The 15,963-nt window shown below is 66.9% G+C and carries 15 protein-coding genes; 3 read left to right on the plus strand and 12 right to left on the minus strand.

What is annotated here, in order from left to right; translation table 11 throughout:
- Nucleotides 1–14 precede the first annotated feature (14 nt).
- Entirely contained in the window at nt 15–821 is an 807-nt protein-coding gene (locus AZH51_RS17835; protein ID WP_291526206.1) for an RDD family protein, read from the plus strand.
- Here AZH51_RS17835 and AZH51_RS17840 read toward each other — a convergent pair.
- The 8 genes from AZH51_RS17840 to AZH51_RS17875 form a co-directional block, all read right to left on the minus strand.
- On the minus strand, nt 802–1,863 hold the full coding sequence (locus AZH51_RS17840) for an adenosine deaminase (RefSeq protein WP_291526207.1): 1,062 nt from the start codon (nt 1,861–1,863) through the stop codon (nt 802–804). The two genes, AZH51_RS17835 and AZH51_RS17840, sit on opposite strands and share 20 nt — an antisense overlap.
- On the minus strand, nt 1,853–2,206 hold the full coding sequence (locus AZH51_RS17845) for a cupin (RefSeq protein WP_291526208.1): 354 nt from the start codon (nt 2,204–2,206) through the stop codon (nt 1,853–1,855). The genes AZH51_RS17840 and AZH51_RS17845 overlap by 11 nt, the downstream gene beginning before the upstream one ends.
- A complete protein-coding gene (locus AZH51_RS17850) occupies nt 2,199–3,482 on the minus strand; it encodes a thymidine phosphorylase (protein WP_291526209.1) in 1,284 nt (427 codons plus the stop codon). The genes AZH51_RS17845 and AZH51_RS17850 overlap by 8 nt, the downstream gene beginning before the upstream one ends.
- The gene (locus AZH51_RS17855) at nt 3,475–3,897 is read right to left on the minus strand and encodes a cytidine deaminase (RefSeq protein ID WP_291526210.1); all 423 of its coding nucleotides are present in this window, start codon (nt 3,895–3,897) and stop codon (nt 3,475–3,477) included. Before AZH51_RS17855 ends, AZH51_RS17850 begins: the two co-directional genes overlap by 8 nt.
- A complete protein-coding gene (locus AZH51_RS17860; protein WP_291526211.1) occupies nt 3,894–5,165 on the minus strand; it encodes an ABC transporter permease in 1,272 nt (423 codons plus the stop codon). The genes AZH51_RS17855 and AZH51_RS17860 overlap by 4 nt, the downstream gene beginning before the upstream one ends.
- A complete protein-coding gene (locus tag AZH51_RS17865) occupies nt 5,162–6,262 on the minus strand; it encodes an ABC transporter permease (protein ID WP_291526212.1) in 1,101 nt (366 codons plus the stop codon). Before AZH51_RS17865 ends, AZH51_RS17860 begins: the two co-directional genes overlap by 4 nt.
- Nucleotides 6,262–7,794: an ABC transporter ATP-binding protein gene (locus AZH51_RS17870; RefSeq protein WP_291526213.1), complete on the minus strand. Its 1,533-nt coding sequence runs from the start codon at nt 7,792–7,794 to the stop codon at nt 6,262–6,264. Before AZH51_RS17870 ends, AZH51_RS17865 begins: the two co-directional genes overlap by 1 nt.
- 94 nt (nt 7,795–7,888) lie before the next feature.
- Nucleotides 7,889–8,968, minus strand: a complete 1,080-nt coding sequence (locus AZH51_RS17875; RefSeq protein ID WP_291526214.1) for a BMP family ABC transporter substrate-binding protein — start codon at nt 8,966–8,968, stop codon at nt 7,889–7,891.
- Nucleotides 8,969–9,112: 144 nt separating this feature from the next.
- Between AZH51_RS17875 and AZH51_RS17880 the strand changes: the two genes are divergently transcribed.
- The gene (locus AZH51_RS17880) at nt 9,113–9,583 is read left to right on the plus strand and encodes a winged helix-turn-helix domain-containing protein (protein WP_291526215.1); all 471 of its coding nucleotides are present in this window, start codon (nt 9,113–9,115) and stop codon (nt 9,581–9,583) included.
- Nucleotides 9,584–9,594: 11 nt separating this feature from the next.
- Nucleotides 9,595–9,750 (plus strand): hypothetical protein, encoded by a 156-nt coding sequence (locus AZH51_RS17885; RefSeq protein WP_291526216.1) that lies wholly within the window; start codon nt 9,595–9,597, stop codon nt 9,748–9,750.
- Nucleotides 9,751–9,762: 12 nt separating this feature from the next.
- Here the strand turns inward: AZH51_RS17885 and AZH51_RS17890 are convergent, their stop codons facing one another.
- The 4 genes from AZH51_RS17890 to AZH51_RS17905 all read right to left on the minus strand — a co-directional run bounded on the left by AZH51_RS17890 (nt 9,763) and on the right by AZH51_RS17905 (nt 15,957).
- Nucleotides 9,763–11,376, minus strand: coding sequence for a hypothetical protein (locus AZH51_RS17890; protein WP_291526217.1), 1,614 nt, complete (start codon nt 11,374–11,376; stop codon nt 9,763–9,765).
- 21 nt (nt 11,377–11,397) lie between these two features.
- Complete coding sequence (locus AZH51_RS17895) at nt 11,398–12,906, minus strand: hypothetical protein (RefSeq protein WP_291526218.1); 1,509 nt, start codon at nt 12,904–12,906, stop codon at nt 11,398–11,400.
- 147 nt (nt 12,907–13,053) lie between these two features.
- Nucleotides 13,054–14,253, minus strand: coding sequence for an amidohydrolase (locus tag AZH51_RS17900; protein WP_291526219.1), 1,200 nt, complete (start codon nt 14,251–14,253; stop codon nt 13,054–13,056).
- A gap of 132 nt (nt 14,254–14,385) precedes the next feature.
- Complete coding sequence (locus AZH51_RS17905) at nt 14,386–15,957, minus strand: methylmalonyl-CoA mutase (protein ID WP_291526220.1); 1,572 nt, start codon at nt 15,955–15,957, stop codon at nt 14,386–14,388.
- Nucleotides 15,958–15,963: the final 6 nt, after the last annotated feature.

Raw genomic sequence — 15,963 nt, forward strand, 5'->3', positions numbered from 1 at the left:
GTAGCGTTCCGGTCATGGAGCAGGCGCTGCGCGGAGCGGATGCGGGATCGCTGATCAGCGGTGACGCGGTCCAGCTGGATATCCCGCCTGCCTCATTGCCCGGACGGGTCGTGGCCCGGTTACTCGACCAGCTGATCTACTTCGCGATCCTCCTGGTGTTGCTGTTCGGCGTCGGCCGCATCCTGGGTGGCATGGACGCGAACGCCGCGACGGTACTGCTGCTGATGTACGCCTCCGTCGTTCTCTTCATCCCGGTCGGGATCGAGGTCGCCACCCATGGTCGCTCGATCGGCAAGATGCTGTTCAAGCTGCGGGTGGTGCGTGACGACGGTGGGCCGATCACCTTCCGGCATTCGTTGGTCCGCGGCCTGGTCGCCCTGATCGAGATCTTCTCCTTCTGGGGTCTGCCCGCACTCATCTCCGCGGCCTTGTCCACCCGGGGAAAACGGTTGGGAGACCTGGCCGCCGGGACGTACGTCGTCCGGGAAGAGACCTCGATCAAGTTGTCGCAGCCGCCGCTGGAGCCGATCGCACTGCAACCGTGGGTCAGCAACACCGACATCCGGCCGTTGCCCGATGGGCTGGCGCTGGCCATCCGGCAGTTCCTGCTGCGCGCTCACACGTTGCTACCCGCCGCCCGCGAATCGACCGCTGCCGCGCTCATTGCGCAGGTACGGCCCTACGTCGCGCCGCCCGCGCCGACCGGTGCTCCGAACGAGGCTGTGCTGGCGGCGATCCTGGCCGAGCGGCGCCGACGGGACACCGGACGGTTGGCCCGGGAGGACGCCGTACGTTCGCGGCTCAGCGGTACCCAGGCTTGATGACGTCCTCGATCAGCCGCAGGCGCTGATCGAAGGGCAGGAACGCCGACTTCATCGCGTTGAGGGTCACCCACAGCAGGTCTGTCTTGCCCCACCCGGCCTCATCGACGAGCAGGCGCATCTCCTTGCTCATCGAGGTGTTGCTCATCAACCGGTTGTCAGTGTTCAGCGTCACCCGGAAGGTGAGGTCCTTCAAGAAGGTAATCGGATGCGTCGCAATGGATTCCGCGGCACCGGTCTGCACGTTGGAGGACGGGCACATCTCCAGGGGGATCCGCCGGTCGCGCACGAACGCCGCCAACCGGCCCAGGTGCGGTGCCCCGTCGACATCCCGCTGGATGTCGTCGACGATCCGCACTCCGTGACCGAGCCGTTCGGCGCCGCACCACTGGATCGCCTCCCAGATGCTCGGCAGCCCGAACGCCTCGCCGGCGTGGATGGTGAAGTGGGCATTCTCGCGCCGTAGGTATTCGAAGGCGTCCAGGTGCCGCGTGGGAGGGTACCCGGCCTCCGCTCCGGCGATGTCGAAGCCGCCGACACCGTCGTCGCGATAGCGCACCGCCAGTTCGGCGATCTCCCGGCTCTTGGCCGCGTGCCGCATGGCGGTCAACAGGGCACGTACGACGATCGGCCGGCCCGCCGCCGCGGCGTCCCGTTCGCCGTCGCGGAAGCCCGCGTTCACCGCCTCGACGACCTCTTCGAGGCTCAGCCCCTGCTCCAGATGCTGCTCCGGCGCATACCGCACTTCGGCATAGACGACCCCGTCATCGGACAGGTCACGCACACACTCGTACGCCACCCGGTGCAGCGCTTCGGCGGTCTGCATGACCCCGACGGTGTGCGCGAACGTCTCCAGGTAGCGCACGAGCGATCCGGAATCGGCTGCGGCACGGAACCATTCGGCCAGGTCCGTCGCGTTGTCAGCCGGCAGCTCGCCGTACCCCGTCTCCCGCGCGAGGTCGAGCACTGTCGCGGGTCGCACACCGCCATCGAGGTGGTCGTGCAGCAGGACCTTCGGCAGGGGGGTGGTATCAAAGCTCACGGTTCACCGTTTCGGGGCTGAAAGCGGGCAGGCAGACCGCAATGTATGACGCGCCGTCCGGGCCGCAGGAGTACCGGATGCGCTCTCCCGCAGCAGTTTTGACGGCTTGCCCGGCTTCGACGGCCAGTTGCCCCCCGGCGTGGTCGATCAGCACGGTGCCGGACAACACCACGGTGAACTCGTCGAACTCCGGCGTCTGGAACGGTTCGCTCCACCCCGCGGGGGCGGTCATGTGCGCCACGGACACACGGGTCTCAGACGTGCTGGCCGCACCGATGTGTTCCTCGATGATCTTGCCGCCGGGCACGGGGATACGGGCCGGTGAGGCGTACAACTCAGGCATAACGCTCCAGGATCAGGGGTGGGGGTGAGAACGCGGACTCCGCAGAGATGTCGAAGGCACCGTCAAGCGCCTCGAGCGCTCTTGCGAACCGGTCGGATTCGTCGGTGTACAGGGTCAGCAGCGGTTGACCGGCGGTCACCGCGTCACCCGGTTTGGCGTGCAGCACCACGCCCGCGCCGGCCTGCACGACATCCTCCTTGCGCGCCCGGCCGGCACCGAGCCGCCAGGCTGCGACGCCGACGGCAAGCGCGTCGAGCCGGGTGAGGGTCCCTGAGGATGGCACGGTCACGACGTGTGACTCCCGCGCAACCGGCAGCGGCGCATCCGGTGAACCACCCTGTGCCGCAATCATTCTGCGCCACACGTCCATGGCCCGACCATCGGTCAGTGCGCGAGCGGGGTCCTCATCGACCCCGGCGGCCTGCAGCATCTCCCGGGCCAGAGTGACCGTCAGCTCGACCACGTCCGCGGGCCCTCCCCCAGCCAGTACCTCCACCGACTCGGCCACCTCGAGGGCGTTGCCCGCCGTCAGACCCAGCGGGGTCGACATGTCGGTCAGCAGCGCAACCGTCTTCACGCCGGCGTCAGTGCCCAGCGCCACCATTGTCTGCGCCAGCTCCGCCGCGTCCGTCTGGGTCTTCATGAACGCGCCCGAACCGACCTTGACGTCGAGCACCAGTGCGCCGGTGCCCTCGGCGATCTTCTTGCTCATGATCGAGGAGGCGATCAGCGGGATGGACTCGACGGTGCCGGTCACATCTCGTAGCGCGTAGAGCTTCTTGTCCGCCGGGGCGAGCCCGGAACCCGCCGCGCAGATGACCGCACCCACGTCGGCCAGTTGCGTCATCATCTCCTCGTTGGACAGCGAAGCGCGCCATCCCGCAATGGATTCCAACTTGTCCAACGTGCCCCCGGTGTGCCCCAGGCCGCGACCGGACAACTGCGGGACGGCGACCCCGAAGACCGCCACCAGCGGGGCGAGCGGCAACGTGATCTTGTCACCCACTCCCCCGGTCGAGTGTTTGTCCGCTGTCGGTTTGCCCAACTGCGAGAACGACATCCGCTCGCCGGTGCCGATCATCGCCGCGGTCCACCGCGCGATCTCGGCCCGGGTCATCCCCCGCAGCAGGATGGCCATCGCCAGCGCCGACATCTGCTCATCGGCGACCACGCCGCGGGTGTAGGCATCGATGACCCAGTCGATCTGGCCGTCGGACAGCGTGCCACCGTCTCGTTTGGTGCGGATGACGTCGACGGCGTCGAATCCCTCAGCCATGAATCGAATCCCCGCGCACGGCCGCCAGGTCGTCTCCACCGAACGCCTGCGGCAGCACCTCGGACATCGGCAGCACGCCCTCGGGAGTGAGCAGCAGACACGATGCACCGCCGTGCTCCCAGAGCAGTTGGCGGCACCGGCCGCAGGGCATCAGCGACACGCCACGGGCGTCCACACACGACACGGCGACCAACCGGCCGCCTCCGCTGGCGACCAGCGACGACACCATGCCGCACTCGGCACACAACCCCACGCCGTACGACGCGTTCTCCACGTTGCAGCCGGTCACGATCCGGCCGTCGTCCACCAATCCGGCCACGCCAACGGGGAACTGGGAGTACGGCGCGTAGGCGGTCCGCATCGCCTCGACCGCCTGCGCGGTGAGCGCGTCCCAATCGACGGAGCTCACGCTCATCCAGCCTCTCCCTTGTGATAGATCTGCCCGTCCGCCTTGGGCATTCGCAATCGCTGCGAGGCCAGCGCCATCACCAGCAACGTGGTGACGTACGGCGTGGTCGAGGTCAGCTGGGTCGGGATCGTGTCCGTCTTGAAGTAGATCACCAACAGCGCCGCACCGATCAGCAACGCGATCACACCCTGCCAGTAGCGGTGCCGGCGCACGATCTGCCACAGCCCGACGAGCAGGACGATGACGGCCAGCAACAGCAGCAGCGCGTGCACGGTGGTGCCACCACCGCGCAACTGGATCGCGTCGGTGTAGCCGAACAGCAACGCACCTGCGGCCATACCGATCGGGTTCCAGTTGCCGAAGATCATCGCCGCCAGACCGATGTATCCGCGGCCACCGGTCTGTCCCTCGATGTAGTTGCTGGAGGCGACCATCGCCAGGAAGCCACCGCCCAGACCGGCCAGACCACCGGAGATCAGCACTGCGATGAACTTGTAGAGGTTGACCTTGACGCCCAATGTCTCTGCGGCCCAGGGGTTCTCACCGCAGGAGCGCAGGCGCAGACCGAACCGGGTGCGCCACAGCAGGAAGACCGACGCGAAGACCAGCACGATAGCGATGATGGTCAGCACCGACAGGTTGGTGATCAGGCCGCCAAGCATCCCGGCCAGATCGGAGATGAAGAACCACTGATGCTTCTCGACCGAGGCCAGGAAGCTCGACCCGGGCAGAGTGACCGTGGGTAGGTCGGGCAGGCCCGGCGACTGCGTCGGGCCGCCGCCTTCCATGCGGCCGAAAACCCGATCCGCCAGATACTTGGTCACGCCGAGGCCAATGATGTTGATCGCGACACCGGAGACGATCTGGTCGACCGTGAAGACCACCGTGGCCAACGCGTGCAGCGCGCCACCGATCGCGCCGCCGATGATGGCACCGAGAACGCCGGCCCAGGCTCCCCAGTTCAGCGCGAAGTACGCCGCGCTCCAGGTGCCCATGATCATCATGCCTTCAAGACCGATGTTGACGATCCCCGCCCGCTCGGACCACAAACCACCCAGACCGGCCATGGCGATCGGGACGGCCAGGCCGAGTGCGGCACCGATGGCACCGGAGGAGTTCATATCGTTGGCGCCGGTCACCACCCGCAGGACGGACATGATGAAGACGCCGCCGAGGATGGCCAGCGGGATCGAGATCCGCTTATTGGCCCACAGGGCTCGCGCCGGGCTGGGCGCCGCGGGCGAGGTGGCGGCGGGGGCAGTGTCGATGCTCATGCCTGGGCCCCCACCGGCTCGCTGGGTGTCGCGAGGTCGGCCGCGACTTGTCGTTGCTCCATCCGGACTCCGAGGCGGCGGACCAGCTCGTAGGCAATGACGACGGCGAGCACCATGATCCCTTGGATGATGTTGACCAGGGCCACGCTGACCCCGGCGTTGATCTGCAGGCTGTCGGCCTGGTTGGCCAGGTAGGCCCACAGGAACGCACCGAACGCCACGCCGACCGGATGGTTACGGCCGATCAGCGCCACCGCGATACCGGTGAAGCCCAGGCCCGCCTGGCTGGTGGTGCCGTACTGGTAGTCGTTGCCGAACAGCGCTGGCAGCCCGACCAATCCGGCCACCGCACCGGACAGCAGCATTGCGATGATGGCGGTCCGCTTCACGTCGATGCCGCTGGCCCGCGCGGCGTCGTCGGACTGGCCGGCCGCGCGCAGGTCGAATCCGAACCGGGTGCGGCTCACCACGAACCAGTAGGCGAAGCCGATGAGTACGGCGAGCAGGGACAGGCCGTAGATGTTGCTGATGTTGGTCTGCAGGAAGGGCAGCGCAGGAACGTGCGAACTCTCCGGGATCGGTTTGGTCCCAGTGGAGTTGCTGCCTGCGTTGTCGGCCTGCACCTTGGTCAGCAGCCACGCCACCAGACCGGTCGCGATGGCGTTCAGCATGATCGTGGAGATGACTTCCGAGACGCCGCGGGAGGTCTTCAGCACGGCGGCGATACCGGCCCACAGGGCACCGACCAGCATGGCCAGCAGGATCGCGGCGATCACGTTGAGCCAGCCGGGCAACCAGGCCTCACCGGCCAGCACAGCAGCAGCGAAGGCAGCCACCCGGTACTGGCCATCGACACCGATGTTGAACAGGTTCATCCGGAAGCCGATGGCCACCGCGATACCGGACAGATAGAACGCCGCGGTGTCGTTGATCATCCGCGCCCAGGCACCCTCGACGGGGCTGGACAGGAACACCTTCCAGACCGGTCCGACCGGATCTCCGGACAGCACCAGGATGATCGAGGTGACGATGACGGCGACGATGATCGCCAGCAACGGGGCGGCCAGGTTCAGCCCGAGTCGGCGCCAACGGTTCATCAGGCTGCTCCCTTGCTGGAATCGGCACCGGTCATGGCCGCACCAAGATCCTGCGGGGTGACGGTGGCCGGGTCGAACGTGCCGGACAGCCGGCCACGCAGGATCACCCGGATCGTGTCGGACAGACCCATCAACTCATCGAGGTCGGCAGAGATCAGCAACACGGCCAGACCTTCCCGACGGGCTTGTTTGATGTGGTCCCAGATCGCCGCCTGGGCACCGACGTCGACACCACGGGTCGGGTGGGCGGCGATCAACACCTTGGGCGAGTGGGCCATTTCGCGGCCGATGATCAGCTTCTGCTGGTTACCACCGGACAGCGACTCAGCGGTGACATCGATGGACGGCGTGCGCACGTCGTACTCCTGCACGATGCGCTCGGTGTCCGCGCGTGCGGCGCCGGCGTCGATCAGCCACCCTTTGGCCATCGGAGGCTCAGTCTGGTGTCCCAGGATGCGGTTCTCCCACAGCGGACTCTCCAGCAGCAGCCCGTGCCGGTGCCGGTCCTCGGGGATGTAGCCGACCCCCGCCTCGCGGATCGCCCGGGTGGACCAGCCGGCCACGTCCTCGCCGAGCACCGTCACACTCCCGGAGGCGGGGACATGGATGCCCATGATGGTCTCGACCAGTTCGGCCTGGCCGTTGCCCTCGACGCCGGCGATCCCGAGCACTTCGCCCGCGTGGATGACTAGGTCGATATCGGTCAGCAGTGGCGAACCGCCTTCTGGCGACGGCAGATTCAGCCCGGCCACCGACAGCACGACCGTGTCGGTAACGGTCGACTCCTCGGTCTGCGGGGTCGGCAGGGCCGAGCCGACCATCAGTTCGGCGAGTTCGCGGGAGGTGACCGACTTCGGGTCGACGGTGGCCACCGTGGTGCCGCGCCGGATGACGGTGATGGTGTCGGCGACCTGCCGGACTTCATCGAGCTTGTGGGAGATGAAGATGATGGTGAAGCCCTGGGCCTTGAGCAGATCGAGGTTGGCGAAGAGTTCGTCGACCTCCTGCGGCACCAGCACCGCGGTCGGCTCGTCGAGGATGATGATTTTGGCTCCGCGGTAGAGCACCTTGAGGATTTCGACCCGCTGACGGGCACCGACGCCGAGTCGGTCGACCATCGTGTCCGGGTTGACGTGCAGCCCGTACGCCGTGGAGATGCGATTGATCTCATCGCGCGCCCCCGCGCCGATCCCGTGCAGGTTCTCCGCGCCGAGCACGACGTTCTCGGTCACGGTGAAGTTGTCGGCCAGCTTGAAGTGCTGGAAGACCATCCCGATCCCGTGCGCGATCGCGTCGGCCGGGCTGGCGAACTCCACCTGCTCCCCGGCGACGGTGATGGTGCCCTCGTCCGGTTTCTGCACGCCGTACAGGATCTTCATCAACGTCGACTTGCCGGCGCCGTTCTCCCCCACGATGGCGTGGATGGTGCCGGCCTTCACGGTGATGTCGACGTCCTTGTTGGCCACGACACCGGGGAATCGCTTGGTGATGCCGCGCAACTCGACCGCGGGCGGGGCTTCTGCGGAAGTCATGGGGGTCTTCTCAGCTCCTTGGTGACACGAACGACGACACACGCAACGGGACCCGGTCGCACACTACCGCGCGACCGGGCCCCCTCAGCGGTGATCAAACAGTGCTCGGCACCTTGATCTCACCGGAGGTGATCTTGGCTTCGACCTCAGCCAACTTGTCCTTCAGGCCGTCGATGTGGCCGCCGGTCGTGGACAGGTAGACACCCTTGTCCTTCAGGCCGTAGACGGTGTTGCCGCCCTTGAACGTGCCGTCATGCACCCGGGTCAGGAAGTTGAACACGCCGACGTTCACGCCCTTGACCATCGAGGTCAGGATGACGTCGCGGACCGACGGGTCGGCAGTCAGCGCCTGGTCGGAGTCCACACCGATCGCCCAGTGACCGGTACCGGCCGCCTTGGCGGCCTGGAACACACCGTCACCGGACTTACCGGCCGCGGCGTAGACCACGTCGGCACCGTTCTGGAACATGCCGGTGGCGGCCGTCTTGCCCTTGGCCGGGTCGGCGAAGCCGCTGAAGTCCGGCGGCTGGGTCAGGTAGGTGACATCGATCTTGATGCTCGGGTTCACGTACTTGGCGCCGGCCTGGTAACCAGCCTGGAACTTCTGGATCAGCGGGTTCTGCACACCACCGACGAAGCCGATGTGGCCGCTCTTGGAGGTGCTGGCCGCTGCGACACCGGCGAGGAACGAACCTTCCTGCTCAGTGAAGGTGATCTGGTCGATGTTGTCGCCCTTGGAGGCATCCGAGGCATCGTCGATGATCGCGAAGTCCACGTTCGGGAACTGCTTGGCGACCTTGCCGACCGCCGTGGCGTAGCTGAAGCCGACCGCGACGATGGCCTTGTTGCCGTTCTGCGCCAGCTGCTGCAGCCGCTGGACCCGGGTGGCGTCGTTGTCCGTGGAGTTGGCCGTGACCTCGGTCGGGGTGATGCCGAACTTCTTCTCGGCCTCGTCCAGACCCGCCGCGGCGGAGTCGTTGAAGGAGTGGTCACCGCGACCACCCACGTCGTAGGCCATCCCGACCTTCAGGCTGGCGCCGGAGGTGCCGGTGCCTGAGCCGGCGCCCGTGCCGGACGGCGACGAGCCGGTGCTCGAGTTGGAGCCACACGCGGCCATACCGATCGCGAGGGCGGCGACAGCGGAAGTTGTCGCGATTTTCTTCAGGGCCTGCACAAGATCTCCTTCGTCAGGGCAGCAACATGATCGGACTTACCCTAACGGCCCGTTCAGGCCGGACACAGCAGATCGACGTGCTGGACGCATCACTGGGACCGAACCGTTATTGCAAGTTTTTACGTAATTACGTATATTTGCTCTATGGCAAACACTGCTTCCTGGCAGGCCGCCGTCGCGGACCTCGACCGACGGCTGCAGCGCCTGGAACGAGCGCCGGCACCGGTCCCGGCGGTTGACCTCTGGGCGGTCGAGGCGCTGCAGGATCGCCTGGGTACTGATGGCGCGTTGATCGCCGGGTCCAGCCACGGTGCGCAGTGGCAGGTCGCGCTCACCGACGCAGCGCTGAGCGACCAGGACTGGTCCGAGAGGGCCGGTCCCCTTGCGGCACTGGGAAATCCGGTGCGACTGCACCTGCTGCACCTGGTCCACTCCGGAGTGACCACCGCTGCCGAACTGGCGGATGATCCGCACATCGGCACCACCGGACAACTGCACCACCACTTGCGGGCGCTGGCCGCAGGCGGCTGGCTGCAGACCGCCGGAAGGGGACGGTATGAGATCCCGCCCGCACGCGTCGTACCCCTGTTGTGCCTGCTCCTGACCCTGCAATGAGAGGAAAGCTCATGAAATGGATCGTCTGTTACCTGATTGCCGGCAGCCTCAGCTCGTTCCTCATTCTGCGCAGCAGTGACTCCGACCTGCGCCCGTGGTTGCCGATCGTCTTCTGCGCGACGTTCTACTGCTGCGCGCGGCGCCTGTTGGTGCTGCGCGGAAGATGACCGCCGTCGAGGTCAGCAGGCCTCGCCGGTGATGACGTAGCCGCCGCCGTAGAAGTTGCCGTTGTTCACGTGGTAGCCCCAGACCTCAAGGTCCACCGCGTTGGCCACCGACTGGTTCGCGGGATGACTCCGGCCGCCGGTGTTGTCCAGGTTGCCGCCCCACGCGTACACCTGCTTGTCCGCGGTCAGCGCCAAGTAGGTTCCGTCGGATGAGAACACCTGCACGACGTTCTTACCGCCGAAGTAGCTGGTCTCGTCAGAGATGTTGTAGGCAAAGCCGGTGGCCGCGTTGAACTGGATAACGGAGCCGGTGTTGGTGACGTACACGCCGCCGGTGTACCCCTGAAAACCCCACGCGTCGAACGTCTTGACCCCGGTCGCCCGCTGCGTCCACGTGGTCTGCTGGGCGGTGGTGGGGAACGCCGAACCAATCGAGTACAACTCCCCGGAGGCGGTCAGTGCCCAGACGACAGGTGCACCGATGCCGGAAGCGCTGGCCAGACCCGGACCGGCCTCGATCTTGACGACCGGGCTCGGTGAACTGGCCGAGCAGCTCAACGTGAAGCCCTGGCTCCAGGTGCACACGGTGCCGTCAGCTTTCACGATCGCCCCGCCGTACTGGAAATTGTTGGGAGCCGACTGCCAGTTGTACCCCCCGAACGCGCTCAACTGCAGGGCGCCAGCGGTATTGGGCACCAGGGTCGCCGTGGGCGCGACGGATCCGGTGGCGTTCGCCCAGTAATACAGGCCGGACGAAGTCAACGCGTAGCTGTACCGGTCAGTCGACTGGACATCAAGAATCGTCCCGGAGATCCCGGCCACCGGCAGCACCGTGGGAGTCACGTTGCCATTGCTGTAGAACTGATAGACCTTGCCGTCGGTGGTGCTGTAGGCGCCGCCGGCGGTGTTGCTGCCCGAGCTGGTCCAGGCGCTCACGGTCTTGGCGTTGCTGCCCAACGAGCCGGGACTCGTGCGCGAGGCGTTGAAGTTGTCGCCCCAGTACGCGACCGTGCCGGTGGCGGTGACGATCGCCGTGTTGCGACCGGCGTTGTCGCCGGAGGTCGCGCCGATCAGACCGTTGGAGATTGCCACCGGAGCCGTGGAGATCGTCGGTGCCGTGCTGCCACCTCCGACCGAGCGGGTGACCTCCACGACGGTGCCGGCGCCGGCGAGCAACGTGCCTGTGCACGCCGCCGTGACGGTGCTGCCCCCGCTGGTGAACGATGCCTGGATCGAATAACTGCCCGCGGCACCGGTGCCGTTGAACGCGGGGACACTGACCAGTCCGTTGGCACCCACCGTGACGGTCTGGGTCTGCGGGGCACCGGCGACGAAGGACAGTCCGGCGGGCAGCGTGATCGTGACGGTGGAGCCCACGGGGGCGACGTTCTGGCCGACGTACGCCGTGAAGGTCACCGTCCCGGCGGGAACGGTCGAACAACGGGTCACCGACCCGAAGCAGGTAGTGGAGACGATGCGCGGGTCCGACAAGGGCGATGCCGATGCGGGTAGCGCCGTCGCCCCCACCAGGAGCACCGGGGCGCTCCACGCCGCGCCTCGCACGAGGGTGCGGCGGTCCACCTGGGGAACAGGAAGAGCCCATTCGGGCAAACGACGTTCGGGCACGGTCAGGAAGACTATCGGTTACTACGGACAATCCGTGCCGGCAATGATGAAGCCGCCACCCCAGTAGTCGCCCGCATGCAGGCCCCAGACGGCGAGGTCGGTCGCATTCGTGATGCCGGTGGGAGCGGGCGTCTTTCGACCGCCGTTGTCGTTGTTCCCCGTCCAGGCGTACACCTGCTTGTCGGCGGTGAGCGCCAAGTACCCTCCGTCGGAGGCAAACACCTGCACGACGTTCTTCCCGCCGAAGTACTGGGTGTAATCCAGCGTGTCGAGCGTTGTACTGCCGTGGCTGAAGAACTGGATGGCCTTGCCGTCCTGGGTGATCCACACCCCGCCGGTGTAGCCGTTGTAGCCCCAACTGTCGAACGTCTTGATGTTGCTGGCGAAGTTCTTCCAGGCCGTGGTGTTGCCTACCGCGGACCCGATCCCGTAGAGGTCGCCGCTACCGGTCAACGCCCAGGTGGCCGTTGGCTCGGCGACCAGCTTCACCACGCTGGTCGGCGCGTTCGTGGCCGTCGACAGGGTGAACCCCTGCGACCAGCTGCGCACGGTGCCGGCGATCAGCAACGAACCGCCGAAGGTGAGTGGCCCGGTCGTGCCCGTACCCGTGCGGGTGCTGTAGGCGCTGAACGCCGTAGCCCCGGCGCTTCCCGCGATCAACGTCGCGGTCGGTGTTCCGGTGGCGTTGTCCACCCAGTAGTACAGCCCGTTCGACGTGAGGGCGTAGCCGTAGCCGTCGGTTGCCTGGACGTCGAGGACCGTCCCCGAGATGCCGCCGACCTTGGTGACCGTGGTCGGGCCGCCGACGGCCGGGCTGAACAGCTGGTAGACCGACGTGCCGTCCGTTGTCACGCCCCCGGCGGTGTCGTTGCCGGTGTTCACGCTCGTCCACGTGCTGACGCTCTTGAGCCCGGTGAGGGTGGCGCCCCCGAACTGCAGGGTCACCGGCGAGGCAGCGCTGCCACCCAGGCTGCGTCCCCAGTACGCAACTGTTCCCGCCTGCGTCACGATGGCCACGTTGGAGCCGTTGGACGGACCGGAGGTGGTCGAACCCTGATCACCGGAGATAGCGCCCGTGAGCCCGTTGGTGACACCCGTGACCGTAGAAGTGATCGTGGCCGGATCGCCGCTGCCGCCGACACTGCGGAACAACTCGTACACCGGCCCCGCGTTCGGAGTGACCAGCCCGACACCGGCGTCGGAGACGCCTTGGAACGTCGCCGTGATCGCATACGCGCCCGAGGCGCCGGTCACCTTGAATGCGGGAACGCTGACCAGGCCGTTGGCACCGACGGTCACCGTCTGTGTCTGCGGGTTGCCGCTGGTGAAGGACAGACCGGCCGGCAACGTGATGGTGACCGCCGACCCGACCGGTGCGAAATTCTGACCGATGTACGCCGTGAACGTCACCGTCCCAGCGGGCACGACGCTGCACCGGACGACCGATCCGAACCCCGTGACGTTGACGATGTTCGGGTCGGACAGAGGGGAAGCCGCCGCGGGCAGCGTGGTCGCACCAACCATCAGCACCGGAGTCGTCCATGCTGCGGTACGGACGACCGTTCGACGGTCAACCTTCGGCACGGCCACGGTCCAAGCGGGCAGGCGGCGATCAGTCACAAGTTCCCTCAGAATCAGCGGTATTCCCCCACGCCCAGGGTACAGAGCGCGGCGGGCTCAGCTGGAACTCACGCCACCTGTCTGGAGAACGGCGCCGGACAACACCTTGGCCGCGATGGCGATCGCAGCTTCGTCGACGACCAGATTGCCCTGGTGCAACTCGTACGTCGCGCCGCCCGGGGTGCGCGTGCCGAGCCGGGCCAGCGCGCCGGAAGTGTTCTGCAGCATCCAGGAGAAGTCTTCGCCGCCGAGCGACTGCGGAGTGCCCACGGCGGCATCCGGCCCGATCAGCTGCGTCGTGCTGGTCCGGAGCGCGTCGATGCACGCTTCGTCGTTGACCACCGGCGGCACTCCGCGCTCGTGATGAACCTCAGCGTGCACCTGGTAGGGAGCAACCACTTCGTGCACGATCTGCTGCACCAGTCCCTCGGCCTTCAGCCACGCCTGGGCGTCCAGCATGCGCAAGGTGCCGCGCGCCGTACCTGATGAGGGGATGACGTTGGGTGCGCTGCCCGCGTGCACCGCCCCCCAGACCAGAGCGGCACCCGCCCGGGGATCGAGGCGGCGGGACAGAACAGCGGGTACGTCGGTGATCACCTTGGCGAGCGCGTAGGTGAGATCACCGGTCAGGTGCGGGCGCGACGTGTGACCACCACGACCGCTCACGGTCACCGTGACGTCATCACAGGCGGCGGTGATCGGACCGGCCGCCAGCCCCACGGTGCCGACGTCGATGCTCGGATCGCAGTGCACCGCGAAGATGCGGTCGACGTCGACGAGTTCGCCCTGTGCGACAACCGACTCGGCGCCTCCGGGCAGCACTTCCTCAGCAGGCTGGAAGATGACCCGCACGGCGACGCCGGACTCGACCAACCAATGCTCCACGGCGGCAAGGGCCAACGTCGCGCCGAGGACACCCGCGCTGTGGACGTCGTGTCCGCACGCGTGACACATCCCCGGTTCACGCGAAGCGAACGACAGCCCCGTCTGCTCCTGCACGGGTAGCGCATCCAGGTCTGCGCGCAGGCCGATCCGGATCCGGGGCTGCGATGCACCCAGTTCGGCGACCAGACCGGTGCCATCCAGCCGGCGGGTGCGCACGTCGCTGGCTTCCAGCCGCTCACGGATCACTTCGGTCGTGCGGTGCTCCTGGTACCCGATCTCGGGATGGGCGTGCAGATCGCGCCGCAGGGCGATCAACTCGGGTTCGAGCGCGTCCACACGGGCGGCGATGAGGTCTGACAAAGCGGTATCCACAGCGCCCACCAGCGTAGTCAGCCAGTCAGACTGCTCCTCGACCGGCCGCCAGCACCACCAGCAGGACCAACGCCAGGAAGCAGACGACCACCAACACGTAGTGGTTCGCGACAAAGGTCAGCAAGCGCCACATCAGAAGCTGTCTCGGGGCACGTATGAGCCCCACACCTCGCGGAGCGCATCCGCCACTTCACCGCCGGTCGCGCGTGCGGCGAGGGCGTCACGCATCGGCAACAAGACGTTGTCGGTACCGGTCGCGGCCTTCTGCAGGGCGGCGAGGTGCTGCTCCACGGCGGCGTTGTCCCGGGACTGTCGCAGGTGGTCCAGTCGCTCGCTCTGCTGGGCCTCGATGGTGGGATCGACCCGCAACGGCTCGTAGGGCTCCTCCGCGTCGATCGTGAACTTGTTCTGACCGACGACGACCCGCTCGCCCGAATCAATCTGCAGCGCAGTCTCATACGCGGTCTTCTCGATCTCGGACTTCTGGAAGCCCTCCTCGATCGCCGGGACCGCTCCCCCGCGATCCTCGACCTGTTTCATCAGGTCCAGCACCGCTTCCTCGAGCTCATCGGTGAGTGCCTCCACCACGTACGAACCGGCGAACGGGTCGACCGTCTTGGTCACGTCGGTCTCGTAGGCGATGACCTGCTGGGTACGCAGCGCCAGTCGGGCCGCCTTCGCCGTCGGCAGGGCGATCGCCTCGTCGTAGGAGTTGGTGTGCAGCGACTGGGTGCCGCCCAGCACGGCGCCCAATCCCTGCAGGGCCACCCGCACCAGGTTGACCTCGGGCTGCTGGGCGGTCAGTTGCACACCGGCGGTCTGGGTGTGGAAGCGCAGCATCTGCGACTTGGGGTTCTTCGCGCCGAAGTCGTCGCGCATGATCCGCGCCCAGATCCGCCGCGCGGCACGGAATTTCGCGACCTCCTCCAGCAGCGTCGTGCGCGCCACGAAGAAGAACGACAACCGCGGGGCGAAATCGTCCACGTGCAGACCCGCTGCCTGCGCGGCCCGCACGTAGGCGATCGCGTTGGCCAGCGTGAACGCCACCTCCTGCACGGGCGTCGCACCGGCCTCTGCCATGTGGTAACCGCTGATGGAGATCGTGTTCCAGCGCGGAATCTCCTTGTGGCAGTAAGCGAAGATGTCGCTGATCAGGCGCAGCGACTGGGCGGGCGGGTAGATGTAGGTGCCGCGGGCGATGTACTCCTTGAGCACGTCGTTCTGGATCGTGCCGGTCAGTTTGTCGGCCGGAATCCCTTGCGCCTGTGCGGTCAACTGGTAGAGCAACAGCAGGGTGGAGGCTGGTGCGTTGATGGTCATCGAGGTGCTGACCTGGTCCAGCGGCAGACCGTCGAAGAGCACCTGCATGTCGTCCAGGGAGTCGATGGCCACGCCGACCTTGCCGACCTCGCCGTGGGCCAGGGGTGCGTCGGAGTCGTAGCCCATCTGGGTGGGCAGATCGAAGGCGACCGACAGGCCACCGGTGCCGTTGGCGACGAGTTCCTTGTAACGAGCGTTGGATTCGGCCGCGGTGCCGAATCCGGCGTACTGCCGCATCGTCCAGGGACGACCGGTGTACATGCTGGGGTAGACACCGCGGGTGAAGGGATACTGACCCGGCTCCCCCAGGGCGTCCTGCGAGAAGCTCGACGGTAGGTCGTCGTACACCGCCTGGATGGGAAGCCCGGATTCAGTCTCAGCCATGCTTCC

Source organism: Branchiibius sp. NY16-3462-2, from assembly GCF_001594145.1.
Lineage (GTDB): Bacteria > Actinomycetota > Actinomycetes > Actinomycetales > Dermatophilaceae > Branchiibius.

Bases quoted from the DNA above. Each gene is read 5' to 3' on its own strand.
- AZH51_RS17905 (WP_291526220.1), bottom strand. From the start codon at position 15,957: ATGGCTGAGACTGAATCCGGGCTTCCCATCCAGGCGGTGTACGACGAC.
- AZH51_RS17845 (WP_291526208.1), bottom strand. From the start codon at position 2,206: ATGCCTGAGTTGTACGCCTCACCGGCCCGTATCCCCGTGCCCGGCGGC.
- AZH51_RS17880 (WP_291526215.1), top strand. From the start codon at position 9,113: ATGGCAAACACTGCTTCCTGGCAGGCCGCCGTCGCGGACCTCGACCGA.
- AZH51_RS17865 (WP_291526212.1), bottom strand. From the start codon at position 6,262: ATGAACCGTTGGCGCCGACTCGGGCTGAACCTGGCCGCCCCGTTGCTG.
- AZH51_RS17850 (WP_291526209.1), bottom strand. From the start codon at position 3,482: ATGGCTGAGGGATTCGACGCCGTCGACGTCATCCGCACCAAACGAGAC.
- AZH51_RS17855 (WP_291526210.1), bottom strand. From the start codon at position 3,897: ATGAGCGTGAGCTCCGTCGATTGGGACGCGCTCACCGCGCAGGCGGTC.
- AZH51_RS17835 (WP_291526206.1), top strand. From the start codon at position 15: ATGGAGCAGGCGCTGCGCGGAGCGGATGCGGGATCGCTGATCAGCGGT.
- AZH51_RS17885 (WP_291526216.1), top strand. From the start codon at position 9,595: ATGAAATGGATCGTCTGTTACCTGATTGCCGGCAGCCTCAGCTCGTTC.
- AZH51_RS17870 (WP_291526213.1), bottom strand. From the start codon at position 7,794: ATGACTTCCGCAGAAGCCCCGCCCGCGGTCGAGTTGCGCGGCATCACC.
- AZH51_RS17860 (WP_291526211.1), bottom strand. From the start codon at position 5,165: ATGAGCATCGACACTGCCCCCGCCGCCACCTCGCCCGCGGCGCCCAGC.